Below are 18,166 nucleotides of genomic sequence, written 5' to 3' on the forward strand. Positions count from 1 at the left end.
AATGAGGTAACCCTAACCTCATTAGGTAACGACGATGTTGCGAAATTGTCCAGGTTCGAGGTGAGGAAAACCACGTGCCGGTGGAGCAGGGCTCAGCCTGCGGAGGATCAGCCCGCGGAGGAGTGGTAGCGACCAACGGGGACCACGAGCGGCGAGCCGGCGACCGGGTCGAGCACGACCTGGGCGCGCAGCCCGAACGCCTCGTCCACCACCTCACGGGTGAGCACGTCCGACGGCGCTCCCTCCGCGACGATCCGCCCCGCGGCCATCACGACCAGGTGGTCCGCGTACCGCGCGGCGAGGTTGAGCTCGTGCAGCACCATCGCGACGGTGGTGCCACGGTCCCGGTTGAGCTCCGTGAGCAGGTCCAGCAGGTCGAGCTGGTGGCGCACGTCAAGGAACGTCGTCGGTTCGTCGAGCAGCACGATGTCCGTCTGCTGCGCCAGGACCATGGCTATCCATACGCGCTGGCGCTGACCGCCCGACAGCTCTGCGACCGGCCGGTCCGCGAGGTCCGCGACGCCCGTGGACTCCAGCGCCGTGGTGACCACGGCGTCGTCGTCGGAGGAGTGCCGGCCGAACCAGCCCTGGTGCGGGTACCGGCCGCGGCTGACGAGCTCGGCGACACGGACGCCGTCGGGCGCGATGGACGACTGCGGCAGCATGCCGACCTTGCGGGCCAGCTCCTTGCGGGGCATCGCCGTGATGTCGGCGCCGTCGAGGGTGATCCGGCCGCCGTCGAGCGGGTGCAGACGGGCCAGGCCGCGCAGCAGCGTGGACTTGCCGCAGGCGTTCGGTCCGACGACGGCGGTGATCTTGCCGTCGGGCAGTGTCAGGTCGAGCTCCTCGATGACACGTAGGCCGTCGTAGCCAAGGCTGACGCTCTCGGCGCGCAGGTTGGTCATCGGCTCCTCTTCTCGGTCGTGGCGAGCAGCCACAGCAGGTAGGGGGCGCCCACGAGCCCCGTGACGATGCCGACGGGCGCGGCGACGCCGAGCAGCGCGTGCTGCCCGACGACGTCCGCCACCAGGGTCAGGGCGGCACCGGTGGCGGTGGACGCGGTGAGCGCGGCGCCGCCGTCGTTCACCAGGCGGCGGGCGATGGCGGGGGCGACCAGGGCGACGAACGCGATCGGGCCGGCGGCGCTGGTCGCGAGGGCGACGAGCGCCACCGCGAGCAGCAGCGTGCCGATCCGGGCGGCGTCGACGTGCACGCCGAGGGCGCGCGCGTTGTCGTCCCCGAGCGAGAGCGGTCCCTGCAGCCGTGCGACGACGGCGACCGCTGCGGACAGCACGAGGGTTCCGGCGGCGACGAGCGCGAGCTGCTCGCCGCGGATGTCGGACACGGACCCGACGGTCCAGGTCAGGACCGCTGCCGCCTCGTGCTCCTGCGAACGCGCCATGGCCCACGCGAGCAGGGAGGAGCACAGGTAGGCGAAGCCGACGCCGACCAGCACGAACCGGATCGAGTGCAGGCCCTTGCGCCAGGCCAGCAGCCAGATCGCGAGCGCGATGATGCCGGCGCCCGCGAACGCCAGCCCGGACAGGGCGACCCCGCTCAGGCCGAGCGCCAGCAGGCCGATCACGGCGCCGAGGCTCGCGCCGCTGGAGATGCCGAGGATGTCGGGGGAGGCGAGCGGGTTGCGGAGGGTCGCCTGGAACAGGGCGCCGGCCAGGCCGAACGCCGCGCCGACCACGACGGCCGCCTCGATCCGCGGCAGGCGCAGCTTCTGGATGATGAAGACGTCGCCCTTGTCACCGAGGCCCAGGGCGCCGGCGATCGCCTGGCCGGGGGACAGGCCGGCGGCGCCGACCAGGAGTGCGCCGGTCCCCGCGACGAGCACCACGAGGATCATCCCGGCCACGACGAGGACCTGACGACGGCGCCGGACGGTGCGCAGGTCGGCGACGGCGGTGCTGGTGCTGGTACTCATCAGGCCCCCACCACGTTCTTGCTTCGCGCGACGGCGATCAGGACCGGCGCACCGAGGAGCGCGGCGACCACACCGGCCTCGAGCTCTGCGCGGGGCAGGATCAGCCGGCCCAGGACGTCGGCAGACAGCAGCATCACCGGGCCCAGTAGCATGCCGATCCCCATGATCCAGCGGTAGTCCGTGCCGACGAGGCGCCGAGCCGCGTGCGGGACGACGAGCCCGACGAGCGCGATGGGCCCGGCGAGCGAGGTCGCCGTCCCCGCGAGCAGCACGATGGCGACCGCCGCGAAGAGCCGCGTGGTGCCGACCCGCTGCCCGAGGGCGGTGGCGACGTCGTCGCCGAGCGCCAGCATGTTGAGGCGGTGCGACAGCACAGCGGCCAGGACGACCCCGACCACGATGAACGGCCAGAGCGCCGTCACGGTGTCCAGGCCGCGGCCGGTCAGCGAGCCGACGGACCAGAACCGGTACAGGTTGAACGCCTGCTGGTCGCGGAGCAGGACCAGCGTGATGAGCGGCGTGATGAGCGCGGTCACGGCGGCGCCGACCAGCGCGAGCCGCACGGGCTGGCCGCGGCCCACCGAGAACACGATCGCCGCTGCGCCGGCGGCGCCGAGGAACGCGAACCACACGTAGCCGATGGGCGAGGTGATGCCGAACAGCCAGACCGCGCAGACGACGGCGAGCGAGGCGCCGGAGTTGAGGCCCAGCAGGCCGGGGTCTGCGATCGGGTTGCGTGTGACGCCCTGGATCAGGGTGCCCGCCGCGCCGAGCGCCACCCCGGCCGCGAGGCCGACGATGGTGCGCGGCAGCCGCTGGTCCAGTACCACGTCGTGGTCCACGAACCCGGCGACCGGCGCGGTCAGCGCGCGCCAGACCTCCGCAGGGTTGATGTCGCGGACGCCGAGCGCGAGGCTTGCGAGGATGACCAGCAGCAGGGCGGTGAGCGCCGTGGCCGACGCGATCGTCCTGCGCCGGGCACGGTGAGCTACGGCTTCCGCACCCTCACGGCGTCCCGCGGGCGCTGCCGCAGGTGAGGTAAGCATTGCCTAAGTCTTCCACAAGCCAGAGGGTGGTCACGACGCGCTGGTCACCGGCCCGCTGGTCGAGCGCGCCGAGGCCGGTGCCTCAGCACGCTCGACCAGCGGAAGACGGTCACCCCAAGGAGTCGCAGCCCCAGCCGTCGTCGTCGGCGTCGAGGCGGTGATAGTCCTTGGATCCCACCCAGACCCTCTCGCCGACGTCGGCGCAGTCGAGGTCGGGGTTGGTCGACGAGACGGGGCACTGCCACCGGCCGGCGGAGTAGACGCAGATGCCGTCGGCCGCGTGGTCGGGCTGGTGGGAGCTGTTGCCCCCGAACTTCACGGTCCACGTGCCCGAGCGGGACGCGGTGAACTGGCGGGTGTAGCTGCCGTTGCTGGTGGTCCGCACCGTGGCGACCTGGCGGGACCCGGCACTGCCGGTGGGGTCGTGATGAACGGTGAGGACCCGTGCCGAGTACGGGCGCCACTGCCCGTCCGTATTGCGCTTCAGGGATCCCTTGACGGTGAGGGTCCGCCCCTCGGCAACCGGTTCGGGTCCGGCGTTGGCGGTGACGTTGGTGTCGTAGTCGGCCGCGACGGCGAGGGTGGGTGCGTGGGCGGGTGCGGACGCTGCGTACGCGGGCACGGACGCCGTGAGGGTGAGTGCGAGAACGCTCGTCAGTGCGACGACGGTTCGGCGGATCATGGGGCCAACCTCTCCTGGAGCTCGTGGTGCCAGGAGCGGCACGCTACGGGCACCGGCACCCCAGATCGCTCAAACTGGCCCAATTCGGCCGGACCTCACCCGGGTGATAGGCGGGCGGCGTGGCCGGTCCCCGGGCGGGACCCGGTTTATGGTCCTTGCGGGGGTCCTCACGGGGTCCTTGCCCGGGTCCTCGCCGCCGACTGCAGACTTCGGCGCGTCGCCGGTCGACGACTGCAGACCTGGTCGCGGTCTGAGGGGCTGCAACCGCAACGATGTCTGCACTCGCGCCGGAGGCCCGCGACCAAGTCTGCAGTCGCGAGCCGAGCCGGTCGAGGCCTCAGGCTCCGACGAGGTGACCGGCCAGGTAGCTGACCACCTTGTCCAGCGCGACGCGCTCCTGCTGCATGGAGTCGCGGTGCCGGATGGTGACTGCCTGGTCGTCGAGCGTGTCGAAGTCCACCGTGATGCAGAACGGCGTACCGATCTCGTCCTGTCGGCGGTAGCGCTTGCCGATGGCCTGCGTCACGTCGTAGTCGACGTTCCAGTACTTGCGCAGCTCGGCGGCCAGGGCCTCCGACGCCGGGAGCAGGTCCGCCGTCTTGGACAGCGGCAGCACCGCTGCCTTGACCGGGGCCAGGCGCGGGTCGAGGCGCAGCACGGTGCGCTTGTCGACGCCGCCCTTGGTGTTCGGCGCCTCGTCCTCTGCGTACGCCTCGACGAGGAAGGCCATGAGAGACCGGGTCAGGCCGGCAGCCGGCTCGATGACGTACGGGAAGTACTTCTCGTTGGTCACGGGGTCGCGGTACGACAGGTCCTTGCCCGAGCTCTCCGTGTGGGTCTTCAGGTCGAAGTCCGTCCGGTTCGCGATGCCCTCGAGCTCGCCCCACTCGCTGCCCTGGAAGCCGAAGCGGTACTCGATGTCCACGGTGCGGGTCGAGTAGTGGGACAGCTTGTCCTTGGGGTGCTCGAAGTGGCGCAGGTTGTCGGCCGAGATGCCGAGGTCCGTGTACCAGGCCGTGCGGTAGTCGATCCAGTACTGGTGCCACTCCTCGTCCTCGCCCGGCTTGACGAAGTACTCCATCTCCATCTGCTCGAACTCGCGCGTGCGGAAGATGAAGTTGCCCGGCGTGATCTCGTTGCGGAACGACTTGCCGATCTGGCCGATGCCGAACGGCGGCTTCTTGCGGGCCGCGCCGGCGACGTTGGCGAAGTTCACGAAGATGCCCTGGGCGGTCTCGGGGCGCAGGTAGTGCAGGCCGGACTCGTCCTCGACGGGGCCGAGGTGCGTCTTCAGCATCATGTTGAAGTCGCGGGGCTCGGTCCACTGGCCGCGGTTGCCGCAGTTGACGCACACCAGGTCGGTCAGCGGCACGGCGTCCGGGTCGTCGAGACCCTTCTTGTCAGCGTGCGCCTCCTGCATCTGGTCCACGCGGTAGCGCTTGTGGCACGAGAGGCACTCGGTGAGCGGGTCGGTGAACACGCCGACGTGGCCGGAGGCCACCCACACCTGGCGGGGCAGGATGACCGCAGAGTCCAGGCCGACGATGTCGTCCCGGCTCGTGACCGTCGAGCGCCACCACTGCCGCTTGATGTTCTCCTTGAGCTCCACGCCGAGGGGGCCGTAGTCCCACGCCGAACGCGTTCCGCCGTAGATCTCACCCGACGGGAAGACGAAACCTCGTCGCTTGGCGAGCGAGACGACGGCGTCGAGCTTGGCGGTCTGCGCAGAGCGCACTGACTTGTCGGACACGAGGGCTCTCTCCAGGGGAACAGACGGGAAACAAATGTCTGCCAAGCCTACCGTCCGCTCCCGGAGGTCGAGCTTGTCGGGACCTGGTTCGACGGGCTCGACCAGAGAGCGCGCCGGGCGCGTGACCGACCTCTCGACAGGGAACTTTGACAGCCGTTCTCAATAAGGTGAGAATCGTTCTCATGACATCGTCCCGCGCCGTCGGCGCCACACTCACCAGCCTCGCTCTCGCCGCCACGGTGACTCTCGCGGGCTGCTCGACGCAGGGTGGACCGGCGGACGAGTCCGACGGTGTCACGGTGCTCGCGTCGTTCTACCCGCTCCAGTACGTGGCGCAGCAGATCGGCGGCGACCTGGTGACCGTCGACAACCTCACGCCCCCGGCCGCTGAGCCGCACGACCTCGAGCTCTCGCCCGCACAGGTCCGCGAGATCGGCACCGCCGACCTGGTCGTCTACCTGTCCGGCTTCCAGAACGCCGTTGACGAGGGCGTCGAGGCCCGCGCGCCCGAGCACGTGATCGACGCCGCTGGCGCGGCCGGGTTGCTGGAGGACGCCGAGGAGGAGCACGCAGGGGAGACCGAGGAGGAGCACGCGGAGCACGCCGACGAAGCGGGCGACGCTCACGACCACGGCGCGACCGACCCGCACTTCTGGCTGGACCCGAGCCGGCTCGCCGCCGTCGGACAGGCAGTGGCGGACGAGCTGGCCGAGGTGGACCCGGAGCACGCGGAGGAGTACGCCGCCGGCGCACTGCGCCTTGGGCAGCAGCTCGACGAGCTGGACCAGGAGTTCGCTGACGGGCTCGCCGCCTGCCAGGGCGCCACGCTCGTGACGAGCCATGAGGCGTTCGGCTACCTCGCCGACCGGTACGCGCTGGAGCAGGTGGGCATCTCCGAGCTCGACCCCGAGGTGGAGCCCTCCCCGGCCCGTCTCCGCGAGATCGGCGACATCGTCGAGCAGCGCGGCATCAAGACCCTCTACTCGGAGACCCTCGTGAGCCCCAAGGTCACCGAGACGCTCGCCTCGGACCTGGGCGTCGAGACCGCTGTGCTCGACCCGCTGGAGGGCCTGTCCGAGGACGCCACGGCCGCCGGCGACGACTACGTCTCCGTGATGCGGGCCAACCTGGCCGCGCTGGAGGGAGGACTGGTCTGCGAATGACGGACACTAGGCAGGTGACCGAGTCGAGCGAAGCCGTCATCGAGGCCCGCGGCCTGCACTTTCGCGCGGGTGCGAGCCACATCCTGCGCGGCATCGACCTGACGGTGGACCGCGGCGAGGTCGTCGCGCTCCTCGGCGCGAACGGTTCGGGCAAGTCCACCCTGGTCCGGGCGCTGGTCGGTATCAACACGCCGTCGGAGGGCACCGTCCGGCTGCTCGGCGAGCCCCTCGGGGCCGGCCGGCGGGGCGCAGGGGTCGACTGGAGCCGCATCGGCTACGTGCCCCAGCGCGCCGGCGCCGGAGGCGGCATCCCGTCGACCGCGCAGGAGGTCGTCGCCTCCGGCCTGCTGCACGGCCGCCGCCTACGGCTGCCGCGCGGCTGGCGCGACCAGGTGGCGAACGCTCTCGAGCAGGTAGGGCTCGCCGACCGCGTGCGCGACCCGGTGCACCTCCTGTCGGGCGGGCAGCAGCAGCGCATCCTCATCGCGCGCGCCCTGGTCCGCGAGCCGGACCTGCTCGTACTGGACGAGCCAGTCGCCGGTGTGGACGTCGCGAGCCAGGAGGCCTTCGCCGCCACCATGGAGCGGCTGGTCGACGGCGGTCTGACCGTGCTCGTCGTGCTCCACGAGCTCGGCGAGCTCGAGCCGCTCGTCTCCCGCGCCGTCGTGCTGCGGCACGGCAAGGTCGTGCACGACGGCGCCCCGCCGCGCGCCCGCGACGACCACGACCGGGTCGGACACCGGCACCAGCACCCGCACGGCGACGACAACGGCGGTCGGGTGGTGCGGGACACCGCCGAGACCAGGGCGCTCGACCTGGAGGTACGCCCATGATCATGCTCATGCTGACCGACCCGTTCATGCAGCGCGCCCTCATCGCCGCGCTCCTCGTGGGCGTGACGGCGCCCGTCGTCGGCACCTACCTGGTGCAGCGCAGGCTCTCCCTGCTCGGCGACGGCATCGGGCACGTCGCCCTGACCGGCGTCGCCCTCGGCTGGCTCGTGGGCGCGGGCATGGGGCTGACGCCGAACGACGCCCTCGCCATTCCTGGCGCCGTCGTCGCAGCGGTGATCGGTGCCGTCCTCATCGAGGTGGTCCGACGCCGCGGCCGTACCTCCGGCGACCTCGCGCTCGCCATCATGTTCTACGGCGGCATCGCCGGCGGCGTCTTCCTCATCGGGATCGCCGGCGGTTCCTCCGGGAACCTCATGCAGTACCTGTTCGGCTCCATCTCCACGGTGACCGACGGCGACCTCTGGCTCACCGTCGTGCTCTCCCTCGTGGTGCTGGCCGTCGGCGTCGGCCTGCGGCACGCGCTGTTCTCCGTGAGCCACGACGAGGAGTTCGCCACCGCCTCGGGTCTGCCCGTCTGGGCGCTGAACATCGTCGTCGCCGTCGTGTCCGCCCTCACCGTCACGGTAGCCATGCGTGTCGTCGGCCTGCTGCTGGTCAGCGCACTCATGATCGTGCCGGTCGCCGTGGCCCAGCAGGTCACGCACGCCTTCGGGCGGACCATGCTCACCGCGTGCGTGGTCGGCGTCGTGGTCTGCGTGTCCGGACTGAGCATCACCTACTGGTACAACGTCTCGCCCGGCGCGACTATCGTGGTCCTTGCCATCGGGGTCTACGCGGTGGTCTCCCTGGTGGCGCCGTTCGTGACCCGACGGCGTCCCGTGCACGACCCACATCCTGATCTGCCCGACGATGTCGACCTGCCGGCTGCCGCAACGGAACGTGCGGTGGCCGCCGCGAAGGAGTGCCGCTGATGGCCGCACGTATGACCCGCCAGCGGACAGCTGTCGTCGAGGCGCTCGACGAGCTCGCGGACTTCCGCTCGGCCCAGCAGCTGCACGAGACCCTGCGCGCCCGTGGGGAGTCCGTCGGCCTCGCGACCGTCTACCGGGCGCTGCAGGCGCTCGCGGAGGCGAGCGAGGTCGACGTCCTGCGCGCGGAGGACGGCGAGAGCCTGTACCGCCGCTGTGCGCGCCGCGAGCACCACCACCACCTGGTGTGCCGGCACTGCGGCCGGACCGTCGAGATCGACGGCCCCACGGTCGAGGCCTGGGCCTCGAAGGTGGCCGCCGCGCAGGGCTTCGACGACATCGAGCACACGATCGAGCTCTGGGGCACCTGCGCGGACTGCCGCGCGGCGTCGGCCGGCTGACAGGCCTTGATCGGCAACTGTTTCCCCGGAGTCGTCGGTCAGGACAGGAATAGTTCCGGCGGGTGTCCGTATTTGCAGGAGCACGTGGCAGGATGCGTGCATGACCTCAGCACGGCGCCCCGCGGACCGGCGGGGCACGCTTCCCGCGCGGGCTAAGGTGGTGGTGGTGGGCGGCGGCGCGATCGGCGCGTCGGTGGCGTTCCACCTCGCCGAGGACGGCGTCGACGTGCTGCTCCTGGAGGCCGACGAGCTCGCCTCGGGCAGCTCGGGCAAGCCCATCGGGGGAGTGCGGGCGCAGTTCTCCGACCCCGCGAACGTCGACCTCGGCAACCGCAGCCTCGAGCTGTACGAGGACTTCGCCAACCGTCCGGGCGCGGACATCCGGCTGCAGCAGCCCGGCTACCTGTTCCTCCTGCCCGACGCCGACGACGTCGCGCTGTTCGAGCAGTCGGTTGCCATGCAGAACGAGCACGGGGTGGCGAGCCGCATGCTCGACCACGACGCCGTCCGCCGGCTCAACCCGTACGTCGACGTCGACAGCTACGCTGGGGCCGCCTACGCGGCGCGCGACGGATACGCCTACCCACAGGCCGTCGTCGAGGGCTACGCGGTGGGCGTCGAGCGCCTCGGCGGGACGGTCCGCACGCACGTCACGGCCACCGACGTCGAGACGAGGGACGACGGCGTCGTCGCGGTCTGGACGAACCAGGGCCGCGTACGGACCGGCGCCGTCGTGCTGTGCGCGGGCGCGTGGACCCGGGAAGTGGCAGCCAAGGCGGGTCTCGACCTGCCCGTCGACCCGTACCGGCGGCAGATCGGCTTCACCCCGGCGCTGGACCCCGCGCCGCTGCGCGTCCCGTTCACCATCGACTACGGCACCACGTTCTACTTCCACAACGCCGAGCCCGACGGCCTCCTGCTCGGCATCGCGGACCCCACGACGCCCATCGCGTTCGAGCGCACCTACGACGCGTCCTGGCTGCCGCTGCTGCGCGGCGCGCTCGGGATCTGCGCTCCCGACCTGGTGGACGTGCCCGTCGCCCGCGGCTGGGCAGGGCTCTACGAGATGACACCGGACCACAACGCCCTCATCGGCGAGGCCACCGGAGTTCCCGGGCGCGTCCTGTACGCAGCGGGCTTCTCCGGCCACGGGTTCCTGCAGGCGCCCGCCGTCGGCGAGGTGGTGCGCGACCTGTACGCGGGCCGCACGCCCCTGATCGACGTGTCCGGGTTCAGCGGGGACCGGTTCGCCGGACCCACCGCGGAGAAGACCACCACGAGCCCATCCACCACGAGCCCAGGGCGACGGGGCCCTGAGGCGAACATCATCTGACGAACAGGAGAGATCGATGTCGGCACCGACGTTCCTCGAGCCCTGGCAGCTGAGGGCAGCGTTCGCACGCAGCCTCTCGGACATGTACGGCAAGGAAGTGCCCGCCTACACCACGCTGCTCGACGTGGCGCACGAGGTCAACGCGGACTTCGTGGCCCAGCACGGCGCGGACGCCGAGCGGCTCGGCTCCATCGCGCGCGTCACGGCGGAGCGGCACGGCGCGATCCGCGTGGGCACGCCCACCGAGATGTCGCAGGTCGCGCGGATCTTCGGCGCGATGGGTATGTACCCGGTCGGGTTCTACGACCTCCGTGACGCGTCGTCGAGCTCGGTCCCCGTGATCTCGACGGCGTTCCGCCCGGTCGAGCGCGCTGAGCTGGCCCGCAACCCGTTCCGGGTCTTCACGTCGATGCTCGTCACGGCGGACCGCCGGTTCTTCACCGCGGACCTGGAGCGCCGCCTGGAGACCTTCCTCGGCGCCCGCACGCTGTTCGGCCCGGAGCTGCTGGCGCTCGCGGACCGCGCCGAGGCCGGAGGCGGGCTGCCCGAGGACGCGGCGGCGGAGTTCCTGCGCCTGGCGACCGAGGCGTTCGAGCTGTCCGACGAGCCGGTGGACCAGTCCTGGTACCGCGAGCTGGAGGCGGTCAGCGCCGTCGCGGCGGACATCGGCGGCATCGCCTCGACGCACATCAACCACCTCACGCCCCGCGTGCTCGACATCGACGACCTGTACGCCCGCATGGAGGCGCGCGGGATCACCATGATCGACGCCGTCCAGGGCCCGCCGCGCTGGGCCGGCCCGGACGTGCTGCTGCGCCAGACGTCGTTCCGCGCCCTCGCCGAGCCGCGGACCTTCCGCACCGCCGACGGAGCGGTCGTGCACGATTCCCTCCGGGTGCGCTTCGGTGAGGTCGAGGCACGCGGTATCGCGCTCACCCGCGAGGGCCGGGCCGCCTACGACGTCGCGGTGCTCGAGATCGACGAGAAGGCCGCGGCGGCCCGCGCAGAGGACCCCGGCTTCACGGAAGCGGAGCGCCAGGAGATCGCTCGCGGCGTCTGGCAGCAGACCTTCCCGACGACGGAGGCGGAGCTCGCCGCCCAGGAGCTGGGCTGGTTCACCTACGAGGTGGGTCCGGGCGGCTCCGGCGTCGTCCGCGAACCCGTCGTCTACGAGGACTTCCTGCCCCGCTCGGCGGCCGGCATCTTCCAGTCCAACCTGACCTCCGACGGCGCCAAGGACGCCAGCCAGGAGGGCACCGATCGGGACGCCGACTGGATGGCCGGCGCGCTCGGCCGCGAGCTGAACGACCCCTTCGACCTGTACGCCGACCAGGTGGACAGGTCGCTCGCCGGAGCCGCCGAGACCCTCGGTGTCGACCCGGCCACCCTCACCACGCCCAACCGCACAACGGGAGCATCGCGATGACCAGCACCACCACCCACACCCCGCTGACGACCGAGCTGCGGGACGCCGCCCTCGCCGCCCTGGAACGGCTGGGCGCCACACCCGCGGTGGTCGAGGCTGCCGAGGCCGGCCTCCCCGTCGTCTCGCCCCTCTCGGGCCAGCCGCTGCTGCACCTGCGCAGGGACGGCGCGGCCGAGGCGGCCACCGCCGTCGGACAGGCCGCCGACGCCTTCACGACGTGGCGCTCCGTGCCAGCCCCGGTGCGCGGCCAGGTGGTCAAGCGCCTGGGCGAGCTGCTCACCGAGCACAAGGCGGACCTGGCCGAGCTCGTGACCCTCGAGGCGGGCAAGGTCACCAGCGAGGCCCTCGGCGAGGTCCAGGAGATGATCGACATCTGCGACTACGCCGTCGGGCTGTCGCGGCAGGTCGGCGGACGCACCATGCCGTCGGAGCGCCCGGGGCACCGTCTCATGGAGACGTGGCACCCGATGGGCGTCGTCGGCGTGATCAGCGCGTTCAACTTCCCGGTGGCCGTGTGGTCCTGGAACACGGCGGTGGCGCTCGTCTGCGGCGACACGGTGGTGTGGAAGCCGAGCGAGAAGACGCTGCTGTCGGCGGTCGGCGCCTCCGCGCTGCTGGACCGGGCGCTGGACGAGGCCGGTTTCCCGGCCGGCGTCTCGCAGCTCCTCCTCGGTGACCGCGAGGCCGGCGAGGCTCTCGTGGCCGACCCGCGCGTCGCGCTCGTCTCCGCGACCGGCTCGGAGCGGATGGGCCAGCAGGTCGCGCCCGTCGTCGCCGCGCGTGGCGGCCGGTACCTGCTGGAGCTGGGCGGCAACAACGCGGCGGTCGTCGCGCCGTCGGCGGACCTGGACCTCGCCGTGCGCGGCGCGGTGTTCGCCGCCGCGGGCACGGCCGGGCAGCGCTGCACGTCGCTGCGGCGCCTCATCGTGCACGAGTCGATCGTGGACGACGTCGTGGCCCGGCTCGCGAAGGTCTACACCGGGCTCCCGGTCGGCGACCCGCGCGCCGAGGGCACCCTGGTCGGCCCGCTGGTCGACGCCGGTGCGCAGAGGCGCATGCTCGCCTCGATCGACGAGGCCGTGGCCGCGGGCGGTGAGCTCGTGGTGGGCGGCACGGCGGTGACAGTGGCCGGCGCCGACGACGCGGCGTACGTGCAGTCGGCCATCGTGCGCATGCCGACGCAGGCCGACGTCGTCAAGCGCGAGACCTTCGCGCCGATCCTGTACGTGCTGTCCTACTCGGAGCTCTCCGAGGCGATCGCCGTCCACAACGACGTGCCCCAGGGCCTGTCGTCGGCGATCTTCACGCTCGACGTGCGCGAGGCCGAGACGTTCATGTCGGAGGTCGGCTCGGACTGCGGCATCGTGAACGTCAACATCGGGACCTCCGGTGCGGAGATCGGTGGCGCGTTCGGCGGCGAGAAGTCCACGGGTGGCGGTCGCGAGTCCGGCTCGGACGCCTGGAAGCAGTACATGCGCCGCGCCACGAACACGGTGAACTACTCGACGGAGCTGCCGCTGGCGCAGGGCGTCAACTTCGGCTGAGCCGGAGGTGTAGCGCAGGGTGCGGGCCGAGGAACGAGGCATGCGCCCGGAGCGGAACCGCAGGCTCAGCCGATATCCAAGAGCCTGATCAAGCCGCCCCGTCGCCGGTCGAGCTTGTCGAGACCCGTTCAGAGGTCTCGACAAGCTCGACCGACGAAAGTGGTCAGAAAGTGGTCAGAAGAGGCTTGCTCCGACCCTCGCCACCGAACCGGTCTCCGTGGTCGGCACGTCGGTGCTCGGGGCGTACCTGTTCACGGCGCTGGTGGGGACCCCGACCCGCTCCGCGACCTCTTCGAGCGAGAGGTTCTGCTCCCACCGGAGCACGCGGATCTCGCTGATCTGCTGCGTGGTGAGCTCCGGCGCCGGGCTGGTGACCGCGGGCGTCGTTACGCTGGCGGAGAGAGTGTCCCAGCCCTTGACGAGATCCGGGTCCTGCCGCTTCGCCGGAGCGGCCCCCTGGTCCGCAGCCGGCTTCACGGGCGCGTACTTGCGTTCCAGCTGTACGCGCTCGATCTCTCCGGTCAGGGCGGGCTCGGACCGGATCGGTTCGGGCGCGGCGGCCGGCTCCGGCTCGGGGCTGCCGGGCAGGGCCGGCTCGTCGTGCGCGGACCTGTCGTGCTCGCCCCCGTCGGTCACGGCCAGGCCGAGCTGGACACCAGCGGGAAGGACGAGCTCGGGCAGGTTCACGCGGGTCAGCGCGTGGCCGGTCGCAGCCTGCTCGGGTGCTTTCGGCCCCGGCATCCACTCGCCGGCCAACGAGGCGGCCTCCTGGACGACGTCACGGATCGTGCGTTCCGATTCCAGGTGCGGGCGCGTCACCTCCGCGGTGACGCCGGCGGGCACATGGCGGTGGACCCGCGTCACCGCGGCGTTCACCTCGGCGATGCGTGCGTCACGCTCGTCCTCGGGAGCGATCTGCGCGAGCCGTACCGCGTCGAGCATGTCGAGCACCGCCGTCTCACGGTCTGTCTCGATCTGAGCCAGCCGATCGAGGTTGCGCGCGCTCGACGCCGACTGGAAGAACAGGTGTACCGCGACCGCTGCAAGGACGGGAGCGACGGCGCGCGACGCGGCGAAGATGCCCTCACCGAGCAGCCAGCCGTGCCAGGCGGCGAGAGCGCCGGACAGGACGCCGACGACGATCGCGCCGCCGAGCCAGCGCCCGTGCCCGGTCGGCGGACGGCCGCTCTCGAGCGCTCGGTCGGCTCGGCGCCGTCCCTCCCAGGCCAGGCCGATCACCAGGGCCTCGTAGGCGACACCGAGCGCGTAGCCGAGCTCTGGCCCCTCATAGGCGGCGATGGTGTGTGACATGCCGATGTAGGCCCAGGCCGAGAGCCCGAAGGCCCCCAGGAAGAATCCGGGGTTCCTGCGTATATCGGCGATGACCGCAGGAACGCGTCGGGGGCGCTTCTCCGATGCCATGATGGGTGTATCCCTTTCCGTCGGTACGGGTGGGTGAGTCTGGGGCGGGGCGCGTGATCGGATCTCGGCCGCCGTCGTGGTGCAAGGCTGATCTTGGACCATGTTGGGCCCTTTGTGCTCTTTCCGCAGGAGATCGAGGCCAACAGACCTCGCCGTCGGCCGTCCGGGACGAGCCGGGGCTGGTCATGGCGTCGTCGATCATGGGACGGGTGCTGCCGCCGGACGACGAGATGACGGATGTCATGCCGGACCGGTGACGCCTGACAGCGGACCCGGTGCCGGTCCCGCAGCAGAGTGTGGCCATGACATCGACACGCAGTCCCGCCATCGAGGCGAAGGGTCTCGTCAAGGAGTTTCGCGGTCCCGAAGGCGCTGTCCGCGCCGTCGACGGGCTTGACCTGGTGGTCTGGCCCGGCGAGGTCGTGGCCTTCCTCGGCCCGAACGGGGCGGGCAAGACCACCACGCTTGACCTGGTGCTCGGCCTGGCCGCGCCTACCTCCGGCACGGTCCGGGTCTTCGGCAAGAAGCCGGCCGGAGCCATCGCCGACGGCCAGGTGGCGGCCGCCCTGCAGGACGGCGGGTTCCTGCGCGACATCACCGTGTTCGAGACCGTCGAGCTGACCGCGGCCCTGTTCGGCCGGACCGGCTCCGTGACGCCCTTCCTGGAGCGCGCGGGGATCGCCCAGATCGCCCGCCGCAAGGTCGGCAAGTGCTCCGGCGGGCAGCAGCAGCGCCTGCGGTTCGCCATGGCGCTGGTCTCCGAACCGGACCTCCTGCTGCTCGACGAGCCCACCACCGGCATGGACGTGCAAGGGCGGCGCGACTTCTGGACCGCGATCCGGCACGACGCCGAGGCCGGACGCACCGTCGTGTTCGCGACGCACTACCTCCAAGAGGCAGACTCCTACGCCGACCGGATAGTCCTCGTCAGCCACGGTCGCGTGGTCGCGGACGGCACCGTGGCCGAGGTCAAGGCCCTCGCCGGCTCCAGCAACCTCGAGGACGTCTTCCTCGCCCTCACCGCGGACCGTGCCGATGGCACGACCACGGCCACCACTGCCGAAGGAGTCAACCGATGACCGCCACGCCACTGCCCGGAGCGACCCGGCCGACGTCGGGCAGCGCCACCCGCTCCACCGCACGGGCCGGCGCGGTCCGCACCTACCTGCGGCTCGAGCTGCGCCGCATGCTGCGCGACCGCCGCACCCTGCTCTTCTCGCTCCTGGTCCCGCCCGCCCTGTTCCTGTGGGTCGGGGCCTCCGCCGACAACCAGGCCACCGAGATCGGGCCCGGCACCAACCTCAGGGCCTCGCTCCTGGTCTCCATCGCATTGTTCGGCGCGCTGCTGACCGCGGCCTCTGGCGGTGCGGGCGTCGCCGTGGAACGCGCACAGGGCTGGACGCGACAGCTGCGCCTGACGCCCCTGGAGCCCTGGACCTACGTGCTCGTCAAGGTGCTGGCTTCGATGGCGGTCGGAGCCGTCTCCGTGCTCGTCACGTTCGCCGCCGGCTGGTTCGGCGGGGCGCAGATGCCCACCTCCGCCTGGGTGCTGTGCGCCCTCATCGCCTGGTGCGGCTCGTTCGTCTTCGCCGCGTTCGGCCTGCTCATGGGGTACGTGCTGCCCACGGAGAGCGTGCTCAAGCTCCTCAACCTGATCCTGGCGGCGCTCTCGTTCGCCGGCGGCCTGTTCCTGCCCTTCAACGACGGCACACCGATGGCCGCCGTCTCCCGGCTCATGCCCACCTACGGCCTGGCCGAGCTCGCCCGCGCGCCGCTGGGCAGCGGATCCTTCGAGATCGTCGCAGTCGTCAACGTGGTGGCCTGGGCAGCGATCTTCTTCGCCGGAGCTGCCTGGCGGTTCCGCAAGGACACGGCGCGGGTGTGAGGATGACCGCGTGACGACGCAACACGAACCCTCCGGCGGGCGGGCCGGGAACCGGGCGCCGAGACGTGCCTGGCTCGGCGCGCTGCTCGCCGCGACCTGGGTCGTCTTCCTCGCCGTACCACTGCGGGAGGCAGCCGGCGCCGCGACCGTCCCGATGCGCGTTCTCGGCGTGGCCGGCGTGGTGGGGCTCGCGGCACTCTTCGCCCGGTCGTTCGTCCGGCACTGGGCCGAGAGCACACCGACGCCGCGGACAGCCACCCTGCTCGTCGCCGCCCAGCTCGCCTGCGTCGCGCTGACCACGCTCGCCGCCGGACAGCAGGGTCTGGCCGGCCTCGTGCTCGTCACCGCCACCGTGATGATGTTCGCGTCCCTGCGGGCAGGTCTCGCCGTCGTCGCCGTGCTCGTGCTCGCCCTGCTGACCCTGCCCCGCACGGTCCCCGGCTGGCAGCCCGAGGACGGACTGGTGCTGACCGCACTGCTCGCCGGCGTCGCCATGTTCGCCTTCCGGCGGGCGACCGAGCGCAACCGCAGGCTGCACCGGGCGCAGGAAGAGATCGCAGCGCTCGCCGTCGCCCAGGAGCGCGACCGGATCTCCCGCGACATGCACGACATCCTTGGCCACTCCCTGACGGTCGTGTCCGTGAAGGGGGAGCTCGCCGCCCGCCTGCTGCGCAGCGGCCCGGACGGCGCCCCCGCACTCCCGCCAGGGGTCGAGCGAGCCGAGGCCGAGCTCACCGAGATCCAGGCGCTCGTCCGCTCGGCGCTCGCGGACATGCGGGGCATGGTGGCCGACGAACGCCAGGTCACGCTCGCGGGCGAGCTCGCCGCCGCCCGCTCGGCCTTCGACGCCGCGGGGATCACCGCCGACCTGCCCGGCGCGGTGGACGAGGTCGCCGAGAGGTACCGCGACGTGTTCGCCTGGGCGCTGCGCGAGGGCACCACCAACGTACTGAGGCACGCCGCCGCGCGTCGCGTGGTGGTCACCCTGGCTCCGGACGTCCTGGCGATCGACGATGACGGGCGGGGTCTTGGCGGGGGTGAGCAGGCGGCATCGGGCGGTGGCAACGGACTGAGAGGGCTGACCGAGCGGGCCAGGGGTGTCGGCCTGGTCGTGGAGACGGGGCCCAGCCCTCTGGGCGGCATGCGCCTCGCGGTGCACGCACCGGACTCCGCCGTGCTCGCCTCCGCCGCACCCGAGGGAGAGGGCTCCGCATGATCCGGCTGCTGCTGGCCGACGACCAGGCCCTCGTACGTGGCGCGCTCGCCGCGCTGCTCGACCTGGAGCCGGACCTCGAGGTCGTGGCCCAGGTGGGGCGGGGCGACGAGGTCGTCGCCGCCGCACGGGAGACGCGGGCCGACATCGCCCTGCTCGACGTCGAGATGCCAGGGCTGGACGGGATCGCCACGGCCGCAGCGCTCGCCGCGGGCCTGCCGGGCTGCCGGTCGCTGATCGTGACCACGTTCGGGCGGCCTGGCTACCTCCGGCGCGCTCTGGACGCGGGAGCCAGCGGATTCGTGGTCAAGGACACGCCCTCCGAGCAGCTCGCCGACGCCGTGCGCCGCGTGCACTCGGGGCTGCGCGTCGTCGACCCCGACCTGGCGGTCGCGTCGGTCATGGTGGGGAACAGCCCGCTCACCGAGCAGGAGTCCCGCGTCCTGGCCCTTGCCGCCGACGGTGGGACCGCGGCGCAGGTCGCGGGCGAGGCCCACCTGTCGGAGGGCACGGTGCGCAACTACCTGTCCTCCGCCATGGGCAAGACGGGCGCGCGCACGAGGGCCGAGGCGGTGCGGATCGCGCGGGACAACGGGTGGTTGTGAG

Annotated in this window: 17 protein-coding genes; 11 read left to right on the plus strand and 6 right to left on the minus strand. The window is 72.0% G+C overall.

Annotation, left to right across the window (positions count from 1 at the left end):
- Positions 1–107 precede the first annotated feature (107 nt).
- The 5 genes from APR04_RS01255 to APR04_RS01275 form a co-directional block, all read right to left on the minus strand.
- The gene (locus APR04_RS01255; RefSeq protein ID WP_253867337.1) at positions 108–905 is read right to left on the minus strand and encodes an ABC transporter ATP-binding protein; all 798 of its coding nucleotides are present in this window, start codon (positions 903–905) and stop codon (positions 108–110) included.
- Positions 902–1,933 carry a FecCD family ABC transporter permease gene (locus tag APR04_RS01260; RefSeq protein WP_253867338.1) on the minus strand — a complete coding sequence of 344 codons (1,032 nt, stop codon included), beginning with the start codon at positions 1,931–1,933 and terminating at the stop codon, positions 902–904. Before APR04_RS01260 ends, APR04_RS01255 begins: the two co-directional genes overlap by 4 nt.
- Positions 1,933–2,979, minus strand: coding sequence for a FecCD family ABC transporter permease (locus APR04_RS01265; RefSeq protein WP_253867339.1), 1,047 nt, complete (start codon positions 2,977–2,979; stop codon positions 1,933–1,935). The genes APR04_RS01260 and APR04_RS01265 overlap by 1 nt, the downstream gene beginning before the upstream one ends.
- Positions 2,980–3,088: 109 nt before the next feature.
- The gene (locus APR04_RS01270) at positions 3,089–3,661 is read right to left on the minus strand and encodes a hypothetical protein (RefSeq protein WP_253867340.1); all 573 of its coding nucleotides are present in this window, start codon (positions 3,659–3,661) and stop codon (positions 3,089–3,091) included.
- A 337-nt stretch (positions 3,662–3,998) separates the two neighbouring features.
- Entirely contained in the window at positions 3,999–5,411 is a 1,413-nt protein-coding gene (locus APR04_RS01275; RefSeq protein WP_253867341.1) for a glycine--tRNA ligase, read from the minus strand.
- 182 nt (positions 5,412–5,593) lie between these two features.
- Between APR04_RS01275 and APR04_RS01280 the strand changes: the two genes are divergently transcribed.
- The 7 genes from APR04_RS01280 (at position 5,594) to amaB (ending at position 13,040) form a co-directional block, all read left to right on the plus strand.
- Positions 5,594–6,574, plus strand: a complete 981-nt coding sequence (locus APR04_RS01280; RefSeq protein WP_253867342.1) for a metal ABC transporter substrate-binding protein — start codon at positions 5,594–5,596, stop codon at positions 6,572–6,574.
- Positions 6,571–7,407 carry a metal ABC transporter ATP-binding protein gene (locus APR04_RS01285; protein ID WP_301311942.1) on the plus strand — a complete coding sequence of 279 codons (837 nt, stop codon included), beginning with the start codon at positions 6,571–6,573 and terminating at the stop codon, positions 7,405–7,407. Before APR04_RS01280 ends, APR04_RS01285 begins: the two co-directional genes overlap by 4 nt.
- On the plus strand, positions 7,404–8,339 hold the full coding sequence (locus tag APR04_RS01290) for a metal ABC transporter permease (RefSeq protein ID WP_253867344.1): 936 nt from the start codon (positions 7,404–7,406) through the stop codon (positions 8,337–8,339). Before APR04_RS01285 ends, APR04_RS01290 begins: the two co-directional genes overlap by 4 nt.
- The gene (locus APR04_RS01295; RefSeq protein ID WP_253867345.1) at positions 8,339–8,737 is read left to right on the plus strand and encodes a Fur family transcriptional regulator; all 399 of its coding nucleotides are present in this window, start codon (positions 8,339–8,341) and stop codon (positions 8,735–8,737) included. The genes APR04_RS01290 and APR04_RS01295 overlap by 1 nt, the downstream gene beginning before the upstream one ends.
- Before the next feature lie 100 nt (positions 8,738–8,837).
- Positions 8,838–10,070: an NAD(P)/FAD-dependent oxidoreductase gene (locus tag APR04_RS01300; RefSeq protein WP_253867346.1), complete on the plus strand. Its 1,233-nt coding sequence runs from the start codon at positions 8,838–8,840 to the stop codon at positions 10,068–10,070.
- Positions 10,071–10,086: 16 nt separating this feature from the next.
- Complete coding sequence (gene hglS, locus APR04_RS01305) at positions 10,087–11,496, plus strand: 2-oxoadipate dioxygenase/decarboxylase (protein ID WP_253867347.1); 1,410 nt, start codon at positions 10,087–10,089, stop codon at positions 11,494–11,496.
- Positions 11,493–13,040 (plus strand): L-piperidine-6-carboxylate dehydrogenase, encoded by a 1,548-nt coding sequence (gene amaB, locus APR04_RS01310; RefSeq protein WP_253867348.1) that lies wholly within the window; start codon positions 11,493–11,495, stop codon positions 13,038–13,040. Before hglS ends, amaB begins: the two co-directional genes overlap by 4 nt.
- Positions 13,041–13,214: 174 nt before the next feature.
- Here the strand turns inward: amaB and APR04_RS01315 are convergent, their stop codons facing one another.
- A complete protein-coding gene (locus tag APR04_RS01315; RefSeq protein ID WP_253867349.1) occupies positions 13,215–14,462 on the minus strand; it encodes a helix-turn-helix domain-containing protein in 1,248 nt (415 codons plus the stop codon).
- A gap of 302 nt (positions 14,463–14,764) precedes the next feature.
- On the opposite strand from APR04_RS01315, the gene APR04_RS01320 reads away from it, so the two are divergent.
- The 4 genes from APR04_RS01320 to APR04_RS01335 are packed head-to-tail and all read left to right on the plus strand — an operon-like array spanning position 14,765 to position 18,165.
- Positions 14,765–15,541 (plus strand): ABC transporter ATP-binding protein, encoded by a 777-nt coding sequence (locus APR04_RS01320; protein ID WP_253867350.1) that lies wholly within the window; start codon positions 14,765–14,767, stop codon positions 15,539–15,541.
- Entirely contained in the window at positions 15,538–16,347 is an 810-nt protein-coding gene (locus APR04_RS01325; RefSeq protein WP_253867351.1) for an ABC transporter permease, read from the plus strand. Before APR04_RS01320 ends, APR04_RS01325 begins: the two co-directional genes overlap by 4 nt.
- A 10-nt stretch (positions 16,348–16,357) precedes the next feature.
- Positions 16,358–17,563, plus strand: a complete 1,206-nt coding sequence (locus tag APR04_RS30855) for a sensor histidine kinase (protein WP_253867352.1) — start codon at positions 16,358–16,360, stop codon at positions 17,561–17,563.
- Positions 17,560–18,165 (plus strand): response regulator transcription factor, encoded by a 606-nt coding sequence (locus tag APR04_RS01335; RefSeq protein ID WP_253867353.1) that lies wholly within the window; start codon positions 17,560–17,562, stop codon positions 18,163–18,165. The genes APR04_RS30855 and APR04_RS01335 overlap by 4 nt, the downstream gene beginning before the upstream one ends.
- Position 18,166: the final 1 nt, after the last annotated feature.

It is taken from the genome of Promicromonospora umidemergens, assembly GCF_024171995.1.
GTDB lineage: Bacteria > Actinomycetota > Actinomycetes > Actinomycetales > Cellulomonadaceae > Promicromonospora > Promicromonospora umidemergens.

Excerpts from the sequence above, each read along its gene's own strand:
- APR04_RS01285 (WP_301311942.1), top strand. The coding sequence starts at position 6,571 with ATGACGGACACTAGGCAGGTGACCGAGTCGAGCGAAGCCGTCATCGAG.
- hglS (WP_253867347.1), top strand. The coding sequence starts at position 10,087 with ATGTCGGCACCGACGTTCCTCGAGCCCTGGCAGCTGAGGGCAGCGTTC.
- APR04_RS01270 (WP_253867340.1), bottom strand. The coding sequence starts at position 3,661 with ATGATCCGCCGAACCGTCGTCGCACTGACGAGCGTTCTCGCACTCACC.
- amaB (WP_253867348.1), top strand. The coding sequence starts at position 11,493 with ATGACCAGCACCACCACCCACACCCCGCTGACGACCGAGCTGCGGGAC.
- APR04_RS01260 (WP_253867338.1), bottom strand. The coding sequence starts at position 1,933 with ATGAGTACCAGCACCAGCACCGCCGTCGCCGACCTGCGCACCGTCCGG.
- APR04_RS01335 (WP_253867353.1), top strand. The coding sequence starts at position 17,560 with ATGATCCGGCTGCTGCTGGCCGACGACCAGGCCCTCGTACGTGGCGCG.
- APR04_RS01265 (WP_253867339.1), bottom strand. The coding sequence starts at position 2,979 with ATGCTTACCTCACCTGCGGCAGCGCCCGCGGGACGCCGTGAGGGTGCG.
- APR04_RS01300 (WP_253867346.1), top strand. The coding sequence starts at position 8,838 with ATGACCTCAGCACGGCGCCCCGCGGACCGGCGGGGCACGCTTCCCGCG.
- APR04_RS01315 (WP_253867349.1), bottom strand. The coding sequence starts at position 14,462 with ATGGCATCGGAGAAGCGCCCCCGACGCGTTCCTGCGGTCATCGCCGAT.
- APR04_RS01320 (WP_253867350.1), top strand. The coding sequence starts at position 14,765 with ATGACATCGACACGCAGTCCCGCCATCGAGGCGAAGGGTCTCGTCAAG.
- APR04_RS01325 (WP_253867351.1), top strand. The coding sequence starts at position 15,538 with ATGACCGCCACGCCACTGCCCGGAGCGACCCGGCCGACGTCGGGCAGC.
- APR04_RS01290 (WP_253867344.1), top strand. The coding sequence starts at position 7,404 with ATGATCATGCTCATGCTGACCGACCCGTTCATGCAGCGCGCCCTCATC.
- APR04_RS01295 (WP_253867345.1), top strand. The coding sequence starts at position 8,339 with ATGGCCGCACGTATGACCCGCCAGCGGACAGCTGTCGTCGAGGCGCTC.
- APR04_RS01255 (WP_253867337.1), bottom strand. The coding sequence starts at position 905 with ATGACCAACCTGCGCGCCGAGAGCGTCAGCCTTGGCTACGACGGCCTA.
- APR04_RS01280 (WP_253867342.1), top strand. The coding sequence starts at position 5,594 with ATGACATCGTCCCGCGCCGTCGGCGCCACACTCACCAGCCTCGCTCTC.